At 64.2% G+C, this 14,559-nt stretch carries 16 protein-coding genes; 5 read left to right on the forward strand and 11 right to left on the reverse strand.

From position 1 onward, the window contains the following. Positions 1-13: 13 nt before the first annotated feature. Positions 14-1,834 (reverse strand): ABC transporter ATP-binding protein/permease, encoded by a 1,821-nt coding sequence (locus tag ACLGL5_RS02310; RefSeq protein ID WP_038649954.1) that lies wholly within the window; start codon positions 1,832-1,834, stop codon positions 14-16. Positions 1,835-1,963: 129 nt separating this feature from the next. Further along, positions 1,964-2,752, reverse strand: coding sequence for a class I SAM-dependent methyltransferase (locus tag ACLGL5_RS02315; RefSeq protein ID WP_019861437.1), 789 nt, complete (start codon positions 2,750-2,752; stop codon positions 1,964-1,966). 162 nt (positions 2,753-2,914) lie between these two features. On the opposite strand from ACLGL5_RS02315, the gene gloB reads away from it, so the two are divergent. Both gloB and ACLGL5_RS02325 read left to right on the forward strand, forming a co-directional pair. After that, positions 2,915-3,682 (forward strand): hydroxyacylglutathione hydrolase, encoded by a 768-nt coding sequence (gene gloB / locus ACLGL5_RS02320; RefSeq protein WP_069090250.1) that lies wholly within the window; start codon positions 2,915-2,917, stop codon positions 3,680-3,682. A 12-nt stretch (positions 3,683-3,694) separates the two neighbouring features. Next, positions 3,695-4,147, forward strand: a complete 453-nt coding sequence (locus ACLGL5_RS02325) for a cupin domain-containing protein (protein ID WP_069090251.1) — start codon at positions 3,695-3,697, stop codon at positions 4,145-4,147. Here the strand turns inward: ACLGL5_RS02325 and ACLGL5_RS02330 are convergent. The 3 genes from ACLGL5_RS02330 to ACLGL5_RS02340 form a co-directional block, all read right to left on the reverse strand. Continuing rightward, positions 4,122-4,796 (reverse strand): lysoplasmalogenase family protein, encoded by a 675-nt coding sequence (locus ACLGL5_RS02330; protein ID WP_069090252.1) that lies wholly within the window; start codon positions 4,794-4,796, stop codon positions 4,122-4,124. The two genes, ACLGL5_RS02325 and ACLGL5_RS02330, sit on opposite strands and share 26 nt — an antisense overlap. Continuing rightward, complete coding sequence (gene yddG, locus ACLGL5_RS02335) at positions 4,793-5,707, reverse strand: aromatic amino acid exporter YddG (RefSeq protein ID WP_069090253.1); 915 nt, start codon at positions 5,705-5,707, stop codon at positions 4,793-4,795. Before yddG ends, ACLGL5_RS02330 begins: the two co-directional genes overlap by 4 nt. Positions 5,708-5,789: 82 nt before the next feature. Continuing rightward, on the reverse strand, positions 5,790-6,578 hold the full coding sequence (locus ACLGL5_RS02340) for a DUF3108 domain-containing protein (RefSeq protein WP_069090254.1): 789 nt from the start codon (positions 6,576-6,578) through the stop codon (positions 5,790-5,792). 258 nt (positions 6,579-6,836) lie between these two features. Here ACLGL5_RS02340 and rpmB point away from each other — a divergent pair, with 258 nt between their 5' ends. The 3 genes from rpmB (at position 6,837) to ACLGL5_RS02355 (ending at position 8,646) form a co-directional block, all read left to right on the forward strand. After that, positions 6,837-7,133 (forward strand): 50S ribosomal protein L28, encoded by a 297-nt coding sequence (gene rpmB, locus ACLGL5_RS02345; RefSeq protein ID WP_010911765.1) that lies wholly within the window; start codon positions 6,837-6,839, stop codon positions 7,131-7,133. Between the two features lie 154 nt (positions 7,134-7,287). Next, entirely contained in the window at positions 7,288-7,968 is a 681-nt protein-coding gene (locus ACLGL5_RS02350; RefSeq protein ID WP_069090255.1) for a queuosine precursor transporter, read from the forward strand. A gap of 3 nt (positions 7,969-7,971) precedes the next feature. Beyond that, positions 7,972-8,646, forward strand: a complete 675-nt coding sequence (locus tag ACLGL5_RS02355) for a spermidine synthase (RefSeq protein ID WP_069090256.1) — start codon at positions 7,972-7,974, stop codon at positions 8,644-8,646. Between the two features lie 22 nt (positions 8,647-8,668). On the opposite strand, the gene ACLGL5_RS02360 is transcribed toward ACLGL5_RS02355, so the two are convergent. The 6 genes from ACLGL5_RS02360 to ACLGL5_RS02385 form a co-directional block, all read right to left on the reverse strand. After that, positions 8,669-9,157 (reverse strand): SRPBCC family protein, encoded by a 489-nt coding sequence (locus ACLGL5_RS02360; protein WP_019861448.1) that lies wholly within the window; start codon positions 9,155-9,157, stop codon positions 8,669-8,671. Further along, complete coding sequence (locus ACLGL5_RS02365; RefSeq protein ID WP_069090257.1) at positions 9,154-9,522, reverse strand: ArsR/SmtB family transcription factor; 369 nt, start codon at positions 9,520-9,522, stop codon at positions 9,154-9,156. The genes ACLGL5_RS02360 and ACLGL5_RS02365 overlap by 4 nt, the downstream gene beginning before the upstream one ends. Before the next feature lie 279 nt (positions 9,523-9,801). Next, complete coding sequence (locus ACLGL5_RS02370) at positions 9,802-10,830, reverse strand: esterase-like activity of phytase family protein (protein WP_069090258.1); 1,029 nt, start codon at positions 10,828-10,830, stop codon at positions 9,802-9,804. Beyond that, positions 10,827-12,725, reverse strand: coding sequence for a cobaltochelatase subunit CobT (gene cobT / locus ACLGL5_RS02375; RefSeq protein ID WP_494372861.1), 1,899 nt, complete (start codon positions 12,723-12,725; stop codon positions 10,827-10,829). The genes ACLGL5_RS02370 and cobT overlap by 4 nt, the downstream gene beginning before the upstream one ends. An 11-nt stretch (positions 12,726-12,736) precedes the next feature. Further along, on the reverse strand, positions 12,737-13,723 hold the full coding sequence (gene cobS, locus ACLGL5_RS02380) for a cobaltochelatase subunit CobS (protein ID WP_027047444.1): 987 nt from the start codon (positions 13,721-13,723) through the stop codon (positions 12,737-12,739). A 123-nt stretch (positions 13,724-13,846) separates the two neighbouring features. Then, a complete protein-coding gene (locus ACLGL5_RS02385) occupies positions 13,847-14,476 on the reverse strand; it encodes a J domain-containing protein (protein ID WP_019861454.1) in 630 nt (209 codons plus the stop codon). Positions 14,477-14,559: the final 83 nt, after the last annotated feature.

The raw sequence follows: 14,559 nt of genomic DNA on the forward strand, positions 1-14,559 counted from the left end.
CGGGAAAGCGGTCCTATTTCTTGCGGCGGACCGCGACCGGCGGCGGATCGATGGCGCCGGCCCTGACGTGGGCGGGCTTCAGCGCTGGCGCACCGGAATCCTTGACGATCGTCAGGCCGCGCGGAAAGAATTGGATATTGTGCTGCCCGCGCCCGATGTTGATGATCGTGGCGCCCTTCAGATGCTTTTCCAGCATCGCCAGCACACGTCGCAGCGAGGGGCCGTCGAATGCATCCATGGCTTCGTCGATGATCACCCATTTCGGCTGCCGCAAGGCGAGCCTGGCCACGCCCAGCAAGCGCTGTTCGTCATCGCCCAATTCATGGTCCCAGCGCCCGACGCGGTCGAGCGAGGACGACAGCCGTTCCAGACCAATTTCGGCCAGTACCGCCACAATCTCGGCGTCACTCGCGGGCGCATGCCCGTTGGCGTGATTGAGCACCTCGCGCAACGTGCCGGCCGGCAAATACGGCACGCGCGGCACGAAGATGAGGGTTTCTCCGGCCGGCAGGCCGATTTTTCCGCTGCCCCAGGGCCAAAGCCCGGCAATGGCGCGGAAGAACAGCGTCTTGCCGGCGCCGGGTTCGCCGGTGATCATCACGCGATCGCCGGCGCGGATTTCGACATGCTGGTCGGAGAGTTTTGTGCAGCCCTCCGGCGAGGCCACCTGCAGCTTCTCGAACGTCAGGCTGCCATTGGCGTTCTGATCGAAGGTGATACGCCTTTCGGTGTCGTGCAGCACGTCGGTTTCATCGAGCGCGATGCGGAAGTCGGCGACACGCATCAGCGTGGCGCGCCAATCGGCGATGCTGCCGATATTGTTGATGAACCAGCGCAACGAGGAATGGACCTGGTTGAAGGCACCGACCGCCATCATCAGCCCGCCAAAGCTGATATCGCCCGAGAAATAGACGGGCGAGGCAACCAGGATCGGCGCCACGACGGTAATCCAGCCATAGGTATCGGTCACCCAGGACAGGTTGATCTGCGCGGTATAGATGCGCCGCATGGCGCCCAGCACCGTGCCGAGGTCGAGTTCGAGCCGCTGCTTGGCGTCGGCCTCGCCATGGTACAGCGCGATGGCATCGACATTCTCGTTGACGCGCACCATCGAGGAGCGCAGCTCCGCCTCCCGTGTGTAGCGGTCGCTGTTCAGCTTGATGAGCGGCCGCCCGACCAGCCAGCTCAGCCAGGAGGCGGTGCCGGCATAGAGGAACGCCGCCCAGACCATGTAGCCCGGTATGGCCAGCGACCAGCCATTGATGTGGAAGACGAAGCCCGAAGACAGTTCCCACAGCACGCCGACGAAGGACACGAGCAGGATGAGCGACTGCAAAAGCCCGACGCCGAGATCGGTCGACAGGTCGGACAGATGCGCCGCATCCTGCTGCATGCGCTGGTCGGGATTGACGCCGATGGCGCCGGCATTGGCCAGCCGGAAGGCGCGCACCGGCCGCATCCACTGGTCGATCAGGTCGAGCGTCAGCGCCTCGCGCAACTTCAGCCGGATCATCTGGTTGAGCCACGTCTGGCCGATATTGAGCACCAGCAGCCCGCCGGCGATCATCGCAAAGACAAGGAGCTGGTGCAGGAAAGCCGCCATGTCGCGGCGCGCCAGCGCATCGTAGAAGGGCTGGTTCCAGCGGTTGAGCAGGACCTGGCCGATCGAGGTCGCGATGATGACGGCCATGATGCCGACCGACGTCCACAGCAGCCATTTGCGAACCGGCGACACCACCAGCGCCCGTCTGATCGTCGCAACCTGATCACGCAGGCTGCTGGCTTCGACGGCGACCGGCTGAACGGTGGCCTGATTGTCAAGTTGATCAGCCATGTCAGAGGTCCTTGCGTTCAGGTGCGATGCTGAAACCGGATGATGACGGCATCCGCATATCAGGCAGGCTGCGAGTTCACCACGACAGATAGGTCGAGGAGGGACGCGCCGCGCGCGTTTCTAGCACGATCACGAAGGTTTCACCTGGCGAGACGGCATGGCCGCGCCGGCCGCCTCGGCCCGGCGGCCGAGTCGTGTCGCGCCGTGTGGCGACAGCACCGGCACGAAGACGCGGCGCGAGGCGCGCTGGGCGACCGGCACGCCCTGATAGAGCCGCTTCTGCGCCTCGACGACGATGACGCCGGAAAAGATCGGCCACAGCCGCCGGCCGGCGCGCTCCAGCACATTGTGGAAGCGCATCATGAAGCGCCGCCGCGATGGCGGGAAGAACAGCGCATCGGACCAGGCGGCGGGCGTGAAATTCGCCTCGCGCAGCAGTTCCGTCAGCTGGCCGCGCGAGAACGGCCGGCCATTGCCGAACGGTGTGTGCTCGAAGCGCGCCCAGACACCGCGCCGGTTGGGCACGACGATGACGACGCGCCCCGCGGGCGACAGCACCCGCCAGATCTCGTTGAGCGTCTCGCGCGGATTTTCGACATGTTCGAGCGAATGGACGAGCAGCATGCGGTCGATGCAGGAATCGACCAGCGGCAGTTCCTCATCAAAGACCAAAGCGGTCGCCGTCGGCCCCGTCGCGGGCCACACCACGGCGCCCTGCGTTGCCGGCATGAAGGCGAAGACCCGCTCCGCATCGGAGCCGAAACGCTCCAGCCACGGCAAGGTATAGCCAAGGCCGACCAGCCGTTCATTGGGGACAGCGGCCCATATCGACGACAGCGCCATGGTGATCGAACGCTCGGCGAACCGGCCAAGCGTTGTCGAATAGAAGGAGCGAAGGTCGACGATGTCGGAATGCATGTCAGGGATGTAGCCGTGATATCGGCCGGTTTCAACAAAAGGCCCTGAGGCGGTCGACACATTGCGATGGCATTTGTCCTCCCGGGAATGACATTCGGTCATCCCGTAGATGACATCCGCCCTCCGGCGCCCTATGTCTGCGGCGACAAAAGGAGAGACGCGATGGCGGTCGAAATCGAACAATTCATGTGCCGCACGGACAATTTCGGCGTGCTGGTGCATGACCCCAAAAGCGGGCAGACGGCGATCATCGACGCGCCCGAGGAAGCGCCGATCCTGGCCGCGATCAAGCGCACCGGCTGGACGCCGACGATGATCCTGACCACGCATCATCATATGGACCACGTCGAGGCCAATCTGGCGCTGAAGGAACGCTACAAGCTGCGCATCGTCGGCCCGGAGGCGGAAAAGGCCAAGATTCCCGGCATCGACGAAACCGTCGAGGGCGGCTCCGTGCTACATCTCGGCGACGAGCGCATCGAGGTGATCGCCACACCCGGCCATACCGCCGGCCATGTCTCCTATCATCTGCCGGCATCGCAGGTGGCGTTCACCGCCGACACGCTGTTCGCGCTCGGCTGTGGGCGGCTGTTCGAATGCAAGCCGCCGGTGATGTATGAATCGCTGAAGAAACTCGCAGCCCTTCCCGCCGCGACGACGATCTATTGCGGCCATGAATACACGCTTGCCAACGCCCGTTTCGCGCTGACCGTCGACCCGACCAATTCGGCATTGAAGGAGCGCGCCGCAAGGATCGAGGCACTGCGGGTCGACAACAAGCCGACACTGCCGACGACGATCGGCGAGGAACTGTCGACCAATCCTTTCCTGCGCTGGCACGATCCGGCAATCCGCAAGCATCTCGGTATGGAAAAGGCTGGGGATGCCGAGGTGTTCGCCGAGATCCGCAAGCGCAAGGACAATTTCTGAGCCCTGCGACCGATGACCAGCGCAGCAGAAATCATCGCGACACTCGCACTGAAGCCGCATCCGGAAGGCGGCTGGTACGCGGAAACCTTTCGTGACGAGGCCGGCGGAGCGCGCGGCCATTCGACCGCCATCTATTTCCTGCTGGAACAGCACCAGCTTTCGGCCTGGCATCGGGTCAAGGATGCAGCCGAGGTCTGGCATTTCCATGCCGGCGCGCCGCTGGCGCTGTCGATGTGGGAAGAAGGCGGCCCAGAGGGCAGCCAGTTCATTGAGCAGGTGCTCGGCATCGAACTCGCGGCCGGCGAACGGCCACAGATCGTCGTGCCGGCGGGCTGGTGGCAATCGGCGCGCAGCCTGGGCGAATGGACGCTGGTCGGCTGTACCGTCGCGCCGGGCTTTGATTTTGCCGCCTTCGAACTGGCCGAGCCGGGCTGGAATCCTAACCCAGCAGGAAGCCAAGCGTAATCGCAAGCTGGGCCGCGTAATACAGCACCCAGACGGCCAAACGCATCCAGGCGCGATGCGGCGAGATGGCCGCCACCAGGAATTTCTCGGTGGCCAGCAGTCCGTCCGATGCCATGAACAGCACCGCGCCGCCGATGACCCAGGCGCTGTTGGTGGTCAGCGCCGCCATGCCCATCGCCAGGATCGCCACGACATAGATGGCGATCGGCACACGCAGGCCGGGGCCGACACGACGCCAGAGCGCGGCCAGCATGACGATGGCGAACACCGCCAGTGCCAGCGCGATCGCCCCGCGCCAGGGCTCGGCGCCAAGCAGCCCCAACCCGCCGCCGCTGCGCAGGAACAGCGCGATGTAGACGATGTGGGCGACAAGGAAACTTGCGAGCCCACCGAGAAATGCCTTTTCGCCGTCGCGCGACAGGAACGCGTCTCCCACCGCGCTGAGCGCAAGCGCCGCGACCAACAACAGCGGGCCGCCTTGCAGCGCCGAAAGCACGGCCAGCATCGCCACCGCGAGCGTCTTAGCCGCGGAGCGGGCAAGGCTCTGCGGCATGCCCAGCGTGAAGGCGTAGATCACCGCCGCCACCAGCGAGAAGATCAGCGTCGCATTGGAATTGGCGTCGATGCCGCCGGCAAACGGCATGGTCATGCCGCGGCTCCGCTTTCGGATGCCGTGGCTTCGGTCTCGGCGGCGGCCGGCTTGCGCAGGAACAGCGACTTCGCCGCCAAGGCCGCGCCGCCGGTGATGAGCACGCAAGCGGCGAGGATGCGCAGCGACGGCTCGGCGACGCCGGCCACAATCAGCACCAGCGTCGAGAGCAGCGGCGCCGCGTAGCTTGCGGCGCCCAGCACCTGAATGTTGCCGCGCTTGACGCCGATGTCCCAGGCATAGAAGGCCGCACCCACCGGCATCAGGCCAAGCCCGAGCACGGCCAGCCACTGGCCTGCACCATTTGGCAACAATGTCTGTTCCAGCGCCAGATGGCAGCCGAGGGACAGCACGGCGGTCGCCGCGCAGAACCAGGTGACGATGCTGGTCGGCACCGAAGGAAAGCGCCGCGACAAAAGCGAATAGGACGACCAGAGCAGGGCGCAAACGGCAGCCATGGCGTAACCGAAGGTGTAGCGCGCATCGAAGGCCAGCCCGCCGCCCTTGGTGACGATCAGCACCGTGCCGGCCAGACCGAGCAACGCGCCGACGACATGGTTCCACGCCAGTTTTTCGCCCGGCATCAGCGCGGAGCCGAGCACGATCAGCAGGGGCCACAGATAGGCGATCAAGCTCGCCTCCACCGCCGGCGCGTTGCGCAGCGCGGTGAAATAGAAAAAGTGGTAGCCGAACAGGCCGGCGATACCGATCACCCAGACCTGCGGCGGTATTTTCGGGCTCTTCTCGGCGGCCGGCATGAACAGCCGCGCGACAAGGCCGACGCCGGTGCCGATCGAGAAGGTGATCGCCGACAAAAGGAACGGCGGCACCTTGCCGGAGGCATCGGTGAGAAGCGCCAGAAGCGCCCACATGGCGACCGCTGAAAAACCGATCAGTGTTGCGCGCGCCATTCCTGCCCCCGACGGCGCACTGCGGCGCCCACCACAATCTCTGGAAACCGCGTGGTGGTGGTCGTCCCGAAATTGCGTAAGATTACTCGACTGCTTCGAACCGTCTCGCGCTTATGGTCAGCGGACCGATCTGGGTCCCTACCGTAGCGTGGATCGGCGCATATACGCCGGTTTGGCCGAGCGGTGCAAACGTCACCATCATCCGGCTTCTGTTCTTCAGGAACTCCAGCGCCTTGCGGCCCTTGCGATAGCCGGCCACCGGCTCGAAGCCCATCCGGCAGGTGATGGTGTCGCCCTTGTAGCCAGGCACCGAGATCGTGCCTTTCGAAGCGTAGGTCAGCGTCAGGTTGGCGCGCATCTCGCCGTCATAGAATTTCACCGTGCGGCCGCAGACCTGGTCGAGGCTGTCGGCATGGATGACGGTCGCCGCCATCGGATCGAGCACCGATGCCAGGTCGCCGGCACCGATCGGCACCCAGTCGTTGGGGTCGCGCTGGCCCGGCGCCGGGATGACCTGCGTCGAGGTGACGGCGCCATTGGCAAAGCGAATGTCGATCGCCGACACCTTCTTGCCCGAGGTATAATCGGCGCGGAACGCCTGGGGCACCATTTTCTTGCCGGAAATCGTGCCCTTGGATGAGATCGTGCCGCGCGTGTCGTCGAACAGTTTGGCCAGTCCGGCGGCGCTGACAGTGCCGTCGATCGCATAAGCGCCGTTCTCATAGTGGCTTGAGAAGGTCGATCTCGCGATCGAGAGACCAAGAAATGACACCGTGTACTCGCCCTTGAAAGACTGCGGCGAGGCAGCCGACGCGGCGGACGGCAAGGCGACGGCAAGCGCGGCAACAAGCGCGTGAGACAAACGAAGCATGCGGGATCGGATCCTTGATTTTCGGCCGGAGGCGGGCGACCCCGGTCTGGCGTGTCCCTATGAGATCGCTTATAGGATGAAATCCGGCCTTAATATGAAATGCCGGGCGCTTCCGTGGCGAAGCCGGAGCTTGACGCCCCGCTGAAATGCAACTATGGAACGCCAACTTTTTCCATAAGGCCGCCTGACCAGAACCGCGCGCCACCCGGCGTGGGCACAAAGGTTTGGCAGGTCCCGAGAGAATTGAAGGTTAGAATTATGTCCCGCACCTGCGAACTCACTGCCAAGGCAGTCCAGACCGGCAACAATGTGAGCCACGCCAACAACAAGACCAAGCGTCGCTTCCTGCCGAATCTCGTCAATGTGACGCTGATCTCGGAAGCGCTGAATCAGAATGTGCGCCTGCGCATTTCGGCCAACGCGCTGCGTTCGGTGGAACATCGCGGCGGCCTCGACGCCTTCCTGGCCAAGGCCGACGTCAAGGAACTGTCGCAGCGCGCGCGCCTGCTGAAGAAGCAGATCGCCAAGAAGCTGGCCGAACAGGTCGCTGCCTAACATCGGATAAAGGCGGGGGACCGCCCAGGCCAACTTGTTGGCCTGGAGCATCGGATGGATCCGCAAGGGTTCGACAATCCGGTGCTCGACTACGAAGCGAGCACGGCCCCGATGGGCATGATGCTCCGCTGGTTCCATTACCCAGGATAAAAAAATGACTTCCTTCTCGCGATATCTGCCCTTCGTGGCCGCCATGGCGCTTGTTGTCGTGGCGTCGAACATCCTCGTGCAGTTCCCGATGCAGGGGCAGATCGGCGGCCTGTCTCTGGCCGACCTGCTCACCTGGGGCGCTTTCACTTATCCCTTCTCCTTCCTGGTCACCGACCTCGCCAACCGCCGCTATGGCCCTGCCGTGGCGCGCCGGATCGTCTTTGTCGGCTTCATGACGGCGGTGGTCTGCTCGATCCTCGTCCCGCCCTTCCTGTTCCGCCATGGCCTGATCGAATTCGAAACGGCGGCCGACCGGCTGGTACGCATCGCTGCCGCTTCAGGCGCGGCGTTCCTGTGCGCGCAACTGCTCGACGTCACCGTGTTCAACCGGCTGCGCCGGCAGAGCTGGTGGCGGGCGCCGATCGTCGGCACGCTGGTCGGATCGGTCTTCGACACCATGGTGTTCTTCACCGTCGCTTTCTCGGCCGCTTTCGCTTTTGCAGGCCCCAACGACCGTTTCGCGCTCGAGACGGCGCCGCTGATGGGCGTCTTCCATGTCGAGGCCATGCGCTGGGTTTCTTGGGCGCTGGGCGATCTCGCGGTGAAGCTGATCATCGCGGTGGTCGCGCTCATCCCCTACCGGCTGCTCGCCGCTCGCTGGAGCCAGCCGGCGCTGGCCGTCTAAACCATGATCCCCTGGGTCCATCTCGATTCGGCAAAGACCGGGGATGGCGCCCAGGAACTTCGCCTCAAGCGGCGCGGCAGCGAATTCTCGATCATGCTCGGCACCAACGAGCTGATGAACAGCCGCCTCAGCGGCTCCGAGCAAGCGCTGGCGAAACTGTCCTGCCAAAGGATTGCGGGCCATCGCCAGCCGAGGATCCTGATCGGCGGCCTCGGCATGGGATTCACGCTGCGCGCCGCTCTGGCCGAACTCGGCGAGGATGCCGGCATCGTTGTTGCGGAACTGGTGCCGGCGGTCGTCGCCTGGGCACGCGGCCCGATGGCGGAGGTGTTTGGCGGCTGTCTCGACGACCCCCGCGTCGCCATCCAGGAGACCGATGTCGGGCAATTGATCCGGTCTGGGTCCGCGGCCTGGGACGCCATCCTGCTCGACGTCGACAACGGCCCCGAAGGCATCGTCCACAAGGGCAATGACGCTCTCTACAGCCTCGCGGGCCTCGGCGCCGCACGCACCGCCCTTAAGCCGGGCGGCGTGCTGGCGGTGTGGTCGCAAGGGCCGGACAGCGGCTTCACGCGGCGGCTGAAACAGGCGGGCTTCGCCGTCGAGGAGGTCAACACGCGCGCCAACGGCAAGCGCGGCGCGCGCCATGTCATCTGGATCGCCACCAACGGCGTCTGACCGAAGCCGTCGTCGGGCAGTGTTAGGCTTTTGACCTCTGGAGTTCCGCGGCAAGCGCCTCCAGCAGCCCGCGCGTCCCCTCCTCCCGCCCTTTGGCGGAATCGACACCATCGAAGAAGGCGCCCTGCTCGGTATAGGTCAGCCTTGTGCCATCACCCGATTGTGTCAGCTCAACCGTGGTCAGCGATGCCGACATTGGCTGCGGCCCGATTGCCATCCGGTAGGAAAACACGATGCGCTGATCGGGAACGATGTCCTGGAACTGCGCGTCGAGCCTGATCTCCGGGCCGCCGCCATAGCTGAAGCGTGAAACCTCGCCACCGCCGACACGGAAATCGAAGCTGAATTCGGCGACGGCAAAACCATCGCCGTCGACCCGCCAACGCCGCACCGTCGCCTTATCGGCGAAGGCATGGAAGACGCGATCTGGCGATTGCGGGTACGTGCGCTCGATGGTGAATGTGGAATGGATGACGGAATGCTCGTCTTTCACAGGGGCGATCTGGTTCATGTCTGCTCGTCCTTTTCCTGATCTTGAACTTTCGGGGATGGTTGGTCAGTCTCGGCCAGAATCTCACCAAGTCGGTCGAGGTGGCGTTCCGCCGGTATGCGGCGTTCGGTGATCCAGTCGGCGAGCGGAGCGAGCCCGCCCGGTTCGATCCGGCAGGTTCGCACCCGCCCGATCTTTTCGCTGCGGATCAGCCCGCAGGCCTCCAGCACCTGCAGATGCTGCAAGACGGCGGCGAAGGTCATGCCGAAAGGCTCCGCCAGTTGGCTGACGCTGGCCGGTCCGCGGCTCAACCGTTCCAGGATCTGGCGACGCGTTGGCTCGACAAGAGCGCGGAGGATGCTGTCGATCTCGGAATAGTTAAGCATGGACTTGAGTATTGTGGCGGAGGCGACAATTGTCGAGTCTGGACTAAAGTATTTTGGCGAACGTAGATCGAGGGATGGGTCGACCCCCACTCCGTCGCTGCTTCGCAGCGCCACCTCTCCCCCGATCGACGGGGTAGAGGAGAGGCGCGAGCGTGCACAGGCTGGCTCCCCACCTCTCCCTCCAGAGGAGGGAGAGGTGGCTCGGCGAAGCCGAGACGGAGTGGGGGAAGGCGCCCGACCAGATCGAACCCGCCGTTGGGTTCGCGGCTGAAGCGTCACTCAATCCTGGTGCAGGACGAATTCCAAATAGAGGTTGCGCTGCAGGATCGAGTGGTTGTCGTCGGAGATCAGCGACACCATCACCGCGCCGTCGTCGCGCGTCCAGACGTCGAGCCCTTCCATATTGTCGATCTGGTAGCCCATGTCGGCGTCCAGCAGCACCGGCCCGTCGGCGACGGCGCCCTTCTCGACACTCTCGCCGTAGATGCGCCGCAGCCGCATCTTGAGCCCGCCCGCCATGGTGAAACTGCGCTCCAGCAGCAAAAGGTCGCCGTCCGGCAGGAAGGCGCCGTCGGTGATGTCGAAATCGCCGTTGCGCTTGACGGTGAAGACGCCCTTGTGCGGCCCTTCGATGATGGCGGCATAGATGTTGCCTGATTTGTCGAGGCTTTTCTCCGACACCACGACCAGGCCGCCCTGATGCTGGCCGTTGGCATTGGCATGGGTGACGGTCTCGAAGCCGCGATTCTGGCGCAGCTCGCGCGCCGGCACCAGGAAATCCAGCTGCCGGTACGGCGCCTTCATGTTCTCCGGGTCGATCCTGAACTGGGCAACGCGGTGATTGCGTTCGAAACCGACCGTGGCGATGCCATCCTTGACCGCGAGTCCTTCGGCATCGACCTCCCATTTCTCGTCGATCCGCTGGCCGCTCTGGTCGACCATCTGCTGCATGCGGAAGTTCTGGATGCCCACCGGCCGCCTGTCGGCGTCGCGGGCCACCGTGCCGAAGAACCAGTAGCCGGTGTCGGCCACGCCGATGAAATCGCTGCCCGCTTTCAGAAAGCGGAAGGCCGACAGCGCGCCGAAATCGCGCGATTTCGAGGTCATTTCCAGCCCGCCGACGAATTCGAGTGAACCGAACTGCGTGTCGGTCCGGCCAATGCGGAATTCGGTGATCGGGCGGGACGAAACCTCGATGGGATAAACCGGCGCCGAGCCGGCCGAACGAACTGGCGCGGACGCCACGCCGGCGAACAGGGCGATGGCGGCGAAGAGCGTTTGCCGAACCCCCCCGCGCGAAAAGATCATCCGGCGCGCCGCATGCCGCCGCGCCGCGTGTCGCGTGCGCTTTCCTCGGCAAACAGCGAGGCCAGTTGCTCGGTCATGGCGCCGGCCAGTTCCTCGGCATCGACGATGGTGACGGCGCGCCTGTAGTAGCGCGTGACGTCATGGCCGATGCCGATGGCCAGCAGTTCCACCGGCGAGCGCGTCTCGATCAGCTCGATGACGGCGCGCAAATGGCGTTCGAGATAATTGCCCGGATTGACCGAAAGCGTTAAATCGTCGACCGGCGCGCCATCCGAAATCATCATCAGGATCTTGCGCTGTTCGGGCCGGGCGATCAGGCGGTTGTGCGCCCACAGCAGCGCCTCGCCGTCGATGTTCTCCTTGAGCAGGCCTTCGCGCATCATCAGGCCGAGATTGCGCCGTGCCCGCCGCCACGGGTGGTCGGCGGATTTGTAGATGATGTGGCGCAGATCGTTGAGCCGGCCGGGGCTCGGCGGCTTGCCGTCCTTCAGCCATTTTTCGCGCGCTTGCCCGCCTTTCCAGGCCCGCGTGGTGAAGCCGAGGATCTCGACCGAGACGCCGCAGCGCTCCAGCGTGCGTGCGAGGATGTCGGCGCAGGTGGCGGCGACCGTGATCGGCCGGCCGCGCATTGAGCCCGAATTGTCGAGCACCAGCGTCACCACCGTGTCGCGGAATTTGGTGTCGCGTTCCTGCTTGAAGGACAGCGGCTGCATCGGGTCGATGACGACGCGCACCAGCCGCGCCGGGTCGAGGTAACCCTCCTCCAGGTCGAAATCCCAGGACCGGTTCTGCTGCGCCATCAGCCGGCGCTGCAGCCGGTTGGCCAATCGCCCGACCACGCCCGACAGATTGGCCAGTTGCTTGTCGAGGAAGGCGCGCAGCCGGTCGAGTTCTTCCTCCTCGCACAGCTCTTCGGCACCGACCGTCTCGTCGAAAGCAGTGGTGAAGACCTTGTAGTCGATTTCCTTCGGCAGATTGGTGAAGGGATTGTCGTTGCGGCGAGCCTCGCCGGGCGTCTCGGCATCGGCGTCGTCGTCATCGGACAGATCGTCGGCGGTGGCGTCGGACGCCTCCGTTTCGGACGACTGCTCGTCATCAGCCGAAGCCTCGGCGTCCTCGGACTGCGACTGCTCGGAGCCGGAATCCTCTTCCCCGCCCTCCTCGCTCTGCTCCTCGCCTTGCGGCTGGTTGTCGTCATTGTCCTCGGAATCTTCCGTCTCCTGGTCGTCGCCGAGTTCCTCGGCCATCTCCATGGAGGCGAGCATTTCGCGCACGACGCGGGCAAAGGCCTGCTGGTCGTCAAGCTTGGCCGACAGGCCGTCGAGATCGGCCTTGGCCTTTTCCTCGACCCAGGGCCGCCAGAGCTCGACCAGCCGCTCGCCGCTCTTGGGGACCGCCCGGCCGGTCAGCTTCTCGCGCACCATCAGCGCCAGCGCTTCCTCGATCGGCGCGTCGGCCTTGTCCTTGACGTCGACAAGATTGGCCTTGGCGTATTTGTCCTCCAGCATCGAGCCGATATTGTCGGCGACGCCCTGCATGGCGCGGCTACCGATCGCCTCGACGCGGGCCTGCTCGACCGCGTCATAGATGGCGCGCGCCGCCTTGCCTTCCGGCGCCAGCTTGGTGTGGATGCGCGCATCATGGCAGGCGCGCTTCAGCGCCATGGAATCGCCGAGGCCGCGAGTAATCGCAATATCGGTCTTGGAGGCCTTCTTCGGCAGTTCGGGCAAGCGCGCCCGGCTGCCGGCGAGCGCCGGCCTGTCCTTGGCGAAGCCGACTTCCATGTCCTTGTCGCCGGCAATGGCGCGCATGCAGACGGTGACGGCGCGCTTGAAGCTGTCGGCTTCAGACCCCGTCTTCGACTTGTTGCGCGTGTTGTCGCCCGGACCCGCCATCGAGGCTCTGCTTAGCCCAGCACCACGTTGGCGGCGCTCTCGGGCAGATCCTCGCCAAAGGCGCGCTGGTAGAATTCGGCCACCACCGAACGCTCCAGCTCGTCGCATTTGTTGAGGAAGGTCAGCCGGAACGCCATGCCGATATTGCCGAAGATCTCGGCATTTTCCGCCCAGGTGATGACGGTACGCGGGCTCATCACGGTCGACAGATCGCCATTGATGAAGGCCGAACGCGTCATGTCGGCGACGCGCACCATCTTGTTGACGATGTCCTTGCCCTTGTTGTCGCGATAGTGCTTGGCCTTGGCCAGCACGATGTTCACTTCATTGTCGTGCGGCAGATAGTTCAGCGTGGTGACGATCGACCAGCGGTCCATCTGCGCCTGGTTGATCTGCTGCGTGCCGTGATAGAGGCCGGTCGTGTCGCCGAGGCCGACCGTGTTAGCGGTCGAGAACAGCCGGAACGCCGGATGCGGACGGATGACCCGGCTCTGGTCGAGCAGCGTCAGCCGGCCCGACGATTCCAGCACGCGCTGGATGACGAACATCACGTCCGGACGGCCGGCATCGTATTCGTCGAAGCAGAGCGCGACATTGTGCTGGTAGGCCCAGGGCAGGATGCCGTCGCGGAATTCGGTGATCTGCAGCCCGTCCTTGACGACGATCGCGTCTTTGCCGACGAGGTCGATACGGCTGACATGGCTGTCGAGATTGACGCGCACGCAGGGCCAATTGAGACGGGCGGCGACCTGTTCGATATGCGTCGACTTGCCGGTGCCGTGATAGCCCGACACCATGACGCGGCGGTTGTAGGCAAAGCCCGCCAGGATCGCCAGCGTCGTTGCCTTGTCGAACAGATAGTCCGGATCGACGTCAGGCACATGTTCCGATGTCACCGAATAGGCCGGCACCACCATCTTGGAGTCGAAGCCGAATTTGTCCTTCACCGACACCGTCGTGTCGGGCAGGTTGGCGATGTCGCGATCGACCTTGTTCATATCTCTCAACGTCTCCACGGGCGAAACGTCCCGTTTCGCCGGCAATCGATTTTGTTCGGGGGCGGTCTTAGAGCCTTTTCCAACCTTATGAAAGTTGGAAAGCGACACAAACCGTAGGGTCGCTCAGCACAGGCCCGCCTGTTTGAGCACGCGATAGGCCTGCAGCACATCGCGGAACCGGTCTTCCGAACCTCTGTCGCCACCATTCGCATCCGGATGGTGACGTTTCACCAGTTCCTTATAGCGCGCCTTGATATCCTTGCCAGTCGCCTTTGTATCAAGGCCAAGCGTTTCCAGCGCCTTGGCCTCAAGCGGCTTGGCCTTGCGCTCGCGCGCCTCGCGCGGATCCTTCGGCCCTTTGAACAGGTCGAACGGGTCGCGCATGCGGTTGTAATAGCCGGCGCGGCCGGAGCGCATCTGCGCCATATCGGGCGACGAACGTGTCGAGGCGCCATTGACGCCCATCTTCCAGGTCGGCCGGTGGCCGGTCATAGCTTCCTTCTGGAAGCGCGCGACCTCGGTGTCCGGCACGCCGGAGAAGTAGTTGAAGCCCTTGTTGTACTCGCGCACATGGTCGAAGCAGAAGCGGAAATACTCACCCTCCTTCATGCGCCCGACCGGCGCGCGATGGGTGCCCGGCTCCTTGCAGCCATCCCACTGGCAGATCGGCGAGTGCGACTTCAGCTCCGCATCCTTTTCAGGGCGGATGCGAATCTTCTCGAAATATTTGGGATACGGCTTCATCTCACCCATTTATGGGGCGTTCGCAAATGCGAAACAAGAATTGACATTTTCGCGATCATCGCCCTAACCGCTGAATCGCGGCATAAAGCGGG

The organism is Mesorhizobium sp. U510, from assembly GCF_059180695.1.

What these genes read in the sequence shown, in the direction of transcription:
- ACLGL5_RS02310 (WP_038649954.1), bottom strand. Translation starts at nt 1,834, where the DNA reads ATGGCTGATCAACTTGACAATCAGGCCACCGTTCAGCCGGTCGCCGTC.
- ACLGL5_RS02315 (WP_019861437.1), bottom strand. Translation starts at nt 2,752, where the DNA reads ATGCATTCCGACATCGTCGACCTTCGCTCCTTCTATTCGACAACGCTT.
- gloB (WP_069090250.1), top strand. Translation starts at nt 2,915, where the DNA reads ATGGCGGTCGAAATCGAACAATTCATGTGCCGCACGGACAATTTCGGC.
- ACLGL5_RS02325 (WP_069090251.1), top strand. Translation starts at nt 3,695, where the DNA reads ATGACCAGCGCAGCAGAAATCATCGCGACACTCGCACTGAAGCCGCAT.
- ACLGL5_RS02330 (WP_069090252.1), bottom strand. Translation starts at nt 4,796, where the DNA reads ATGACCATGCCGTTTGCCGGCGGCATCGACGCCAATTCCAATGCGACG.
- yddG (WP_069090253.1), bottom strand. Translation starts at nt 5,707, where the DNA reads ATGGCGCGCGCAACACTGATCGGTTTTTCAGCGGTCGCCATGTGGGCG.
- ACLGL5_RS02340 (WP_069090254.1), bottom strand. Translation starts at nt 6,578, where the DNA reads ATGCTTCGTTTGTCTCACGCGCTTGTTGCCGCGCTTGCCGTCGCCTTG.
- rpmB (WP_010911765.1), top strand. Translation starts at nt 6,837, where the DNA reads ATGTCCCGCACCTGCGAACTCACTGCCAAGGCAGTCCAGACCGGCAAC.
- ACLGL5_RS02350 (WP_069090255.1), top strand. Translation starts at nt 7,288, where the DNA reads ATGACTTCCTTCTCGCGATATCTGCCCTTCGTGGCCGCCATGGCGCTT.
- ACLGL5_RS02355 (WP_069090256.1), top strand. Translation starts at nt 7,972, where the DNA reads ATGATCCCCTGGGTCCATCTCGATTCGGCAAAGACCGGGGATGGCGCC.
- ACLGL5_RS02360 (WP_019861448.1), bottom strand. Translation starts at nt 9,157, where the DNA reads ATGAACCAGATCGCCCCTGTGAAAGACGAGCATTCCGTCATCCATTCC.
- ACLGL5_RS02365 (WP_069090257.1), bottom strand. Translation starts at nt 9,522, where the DNA reads ATGCTTAACTATTCCGAGATCGACAGCATCCTCCGCGCTCTTGTCGAG.
- ACLGL5_RS02370 (WP_069090258.1), bottom strand. Translation starts at nt 10,830, where the DNA reads ATGATCTTTTCGCGCGGGGGGGTTCGGCAAACGCTCTTCGCCGCCATC.
- cobT (WP_494372861.1), bottom strand. Translation starts at nt 12,725, where the DNA reads ATGGCGGGTCCGGGCGACAACACGCGCAACAAGTCGAAGACGGGGTCT.
- cobS (WP_027047444.1), bottom strand. Translation starts at nt 13,723, where the DNA reads ATGAACAAGGTCGATCGCGACATCGCCAACCTGCCCGACACGACGGTG.
- ACLGL5_RS02385 (WP_019861454.1), bottom strand. Translation starts at nt 14,476, where the DNA reads ATGGGTGAGATGAAGCCGTATCCCAAATATTTCGAGAAGATTCGCATC.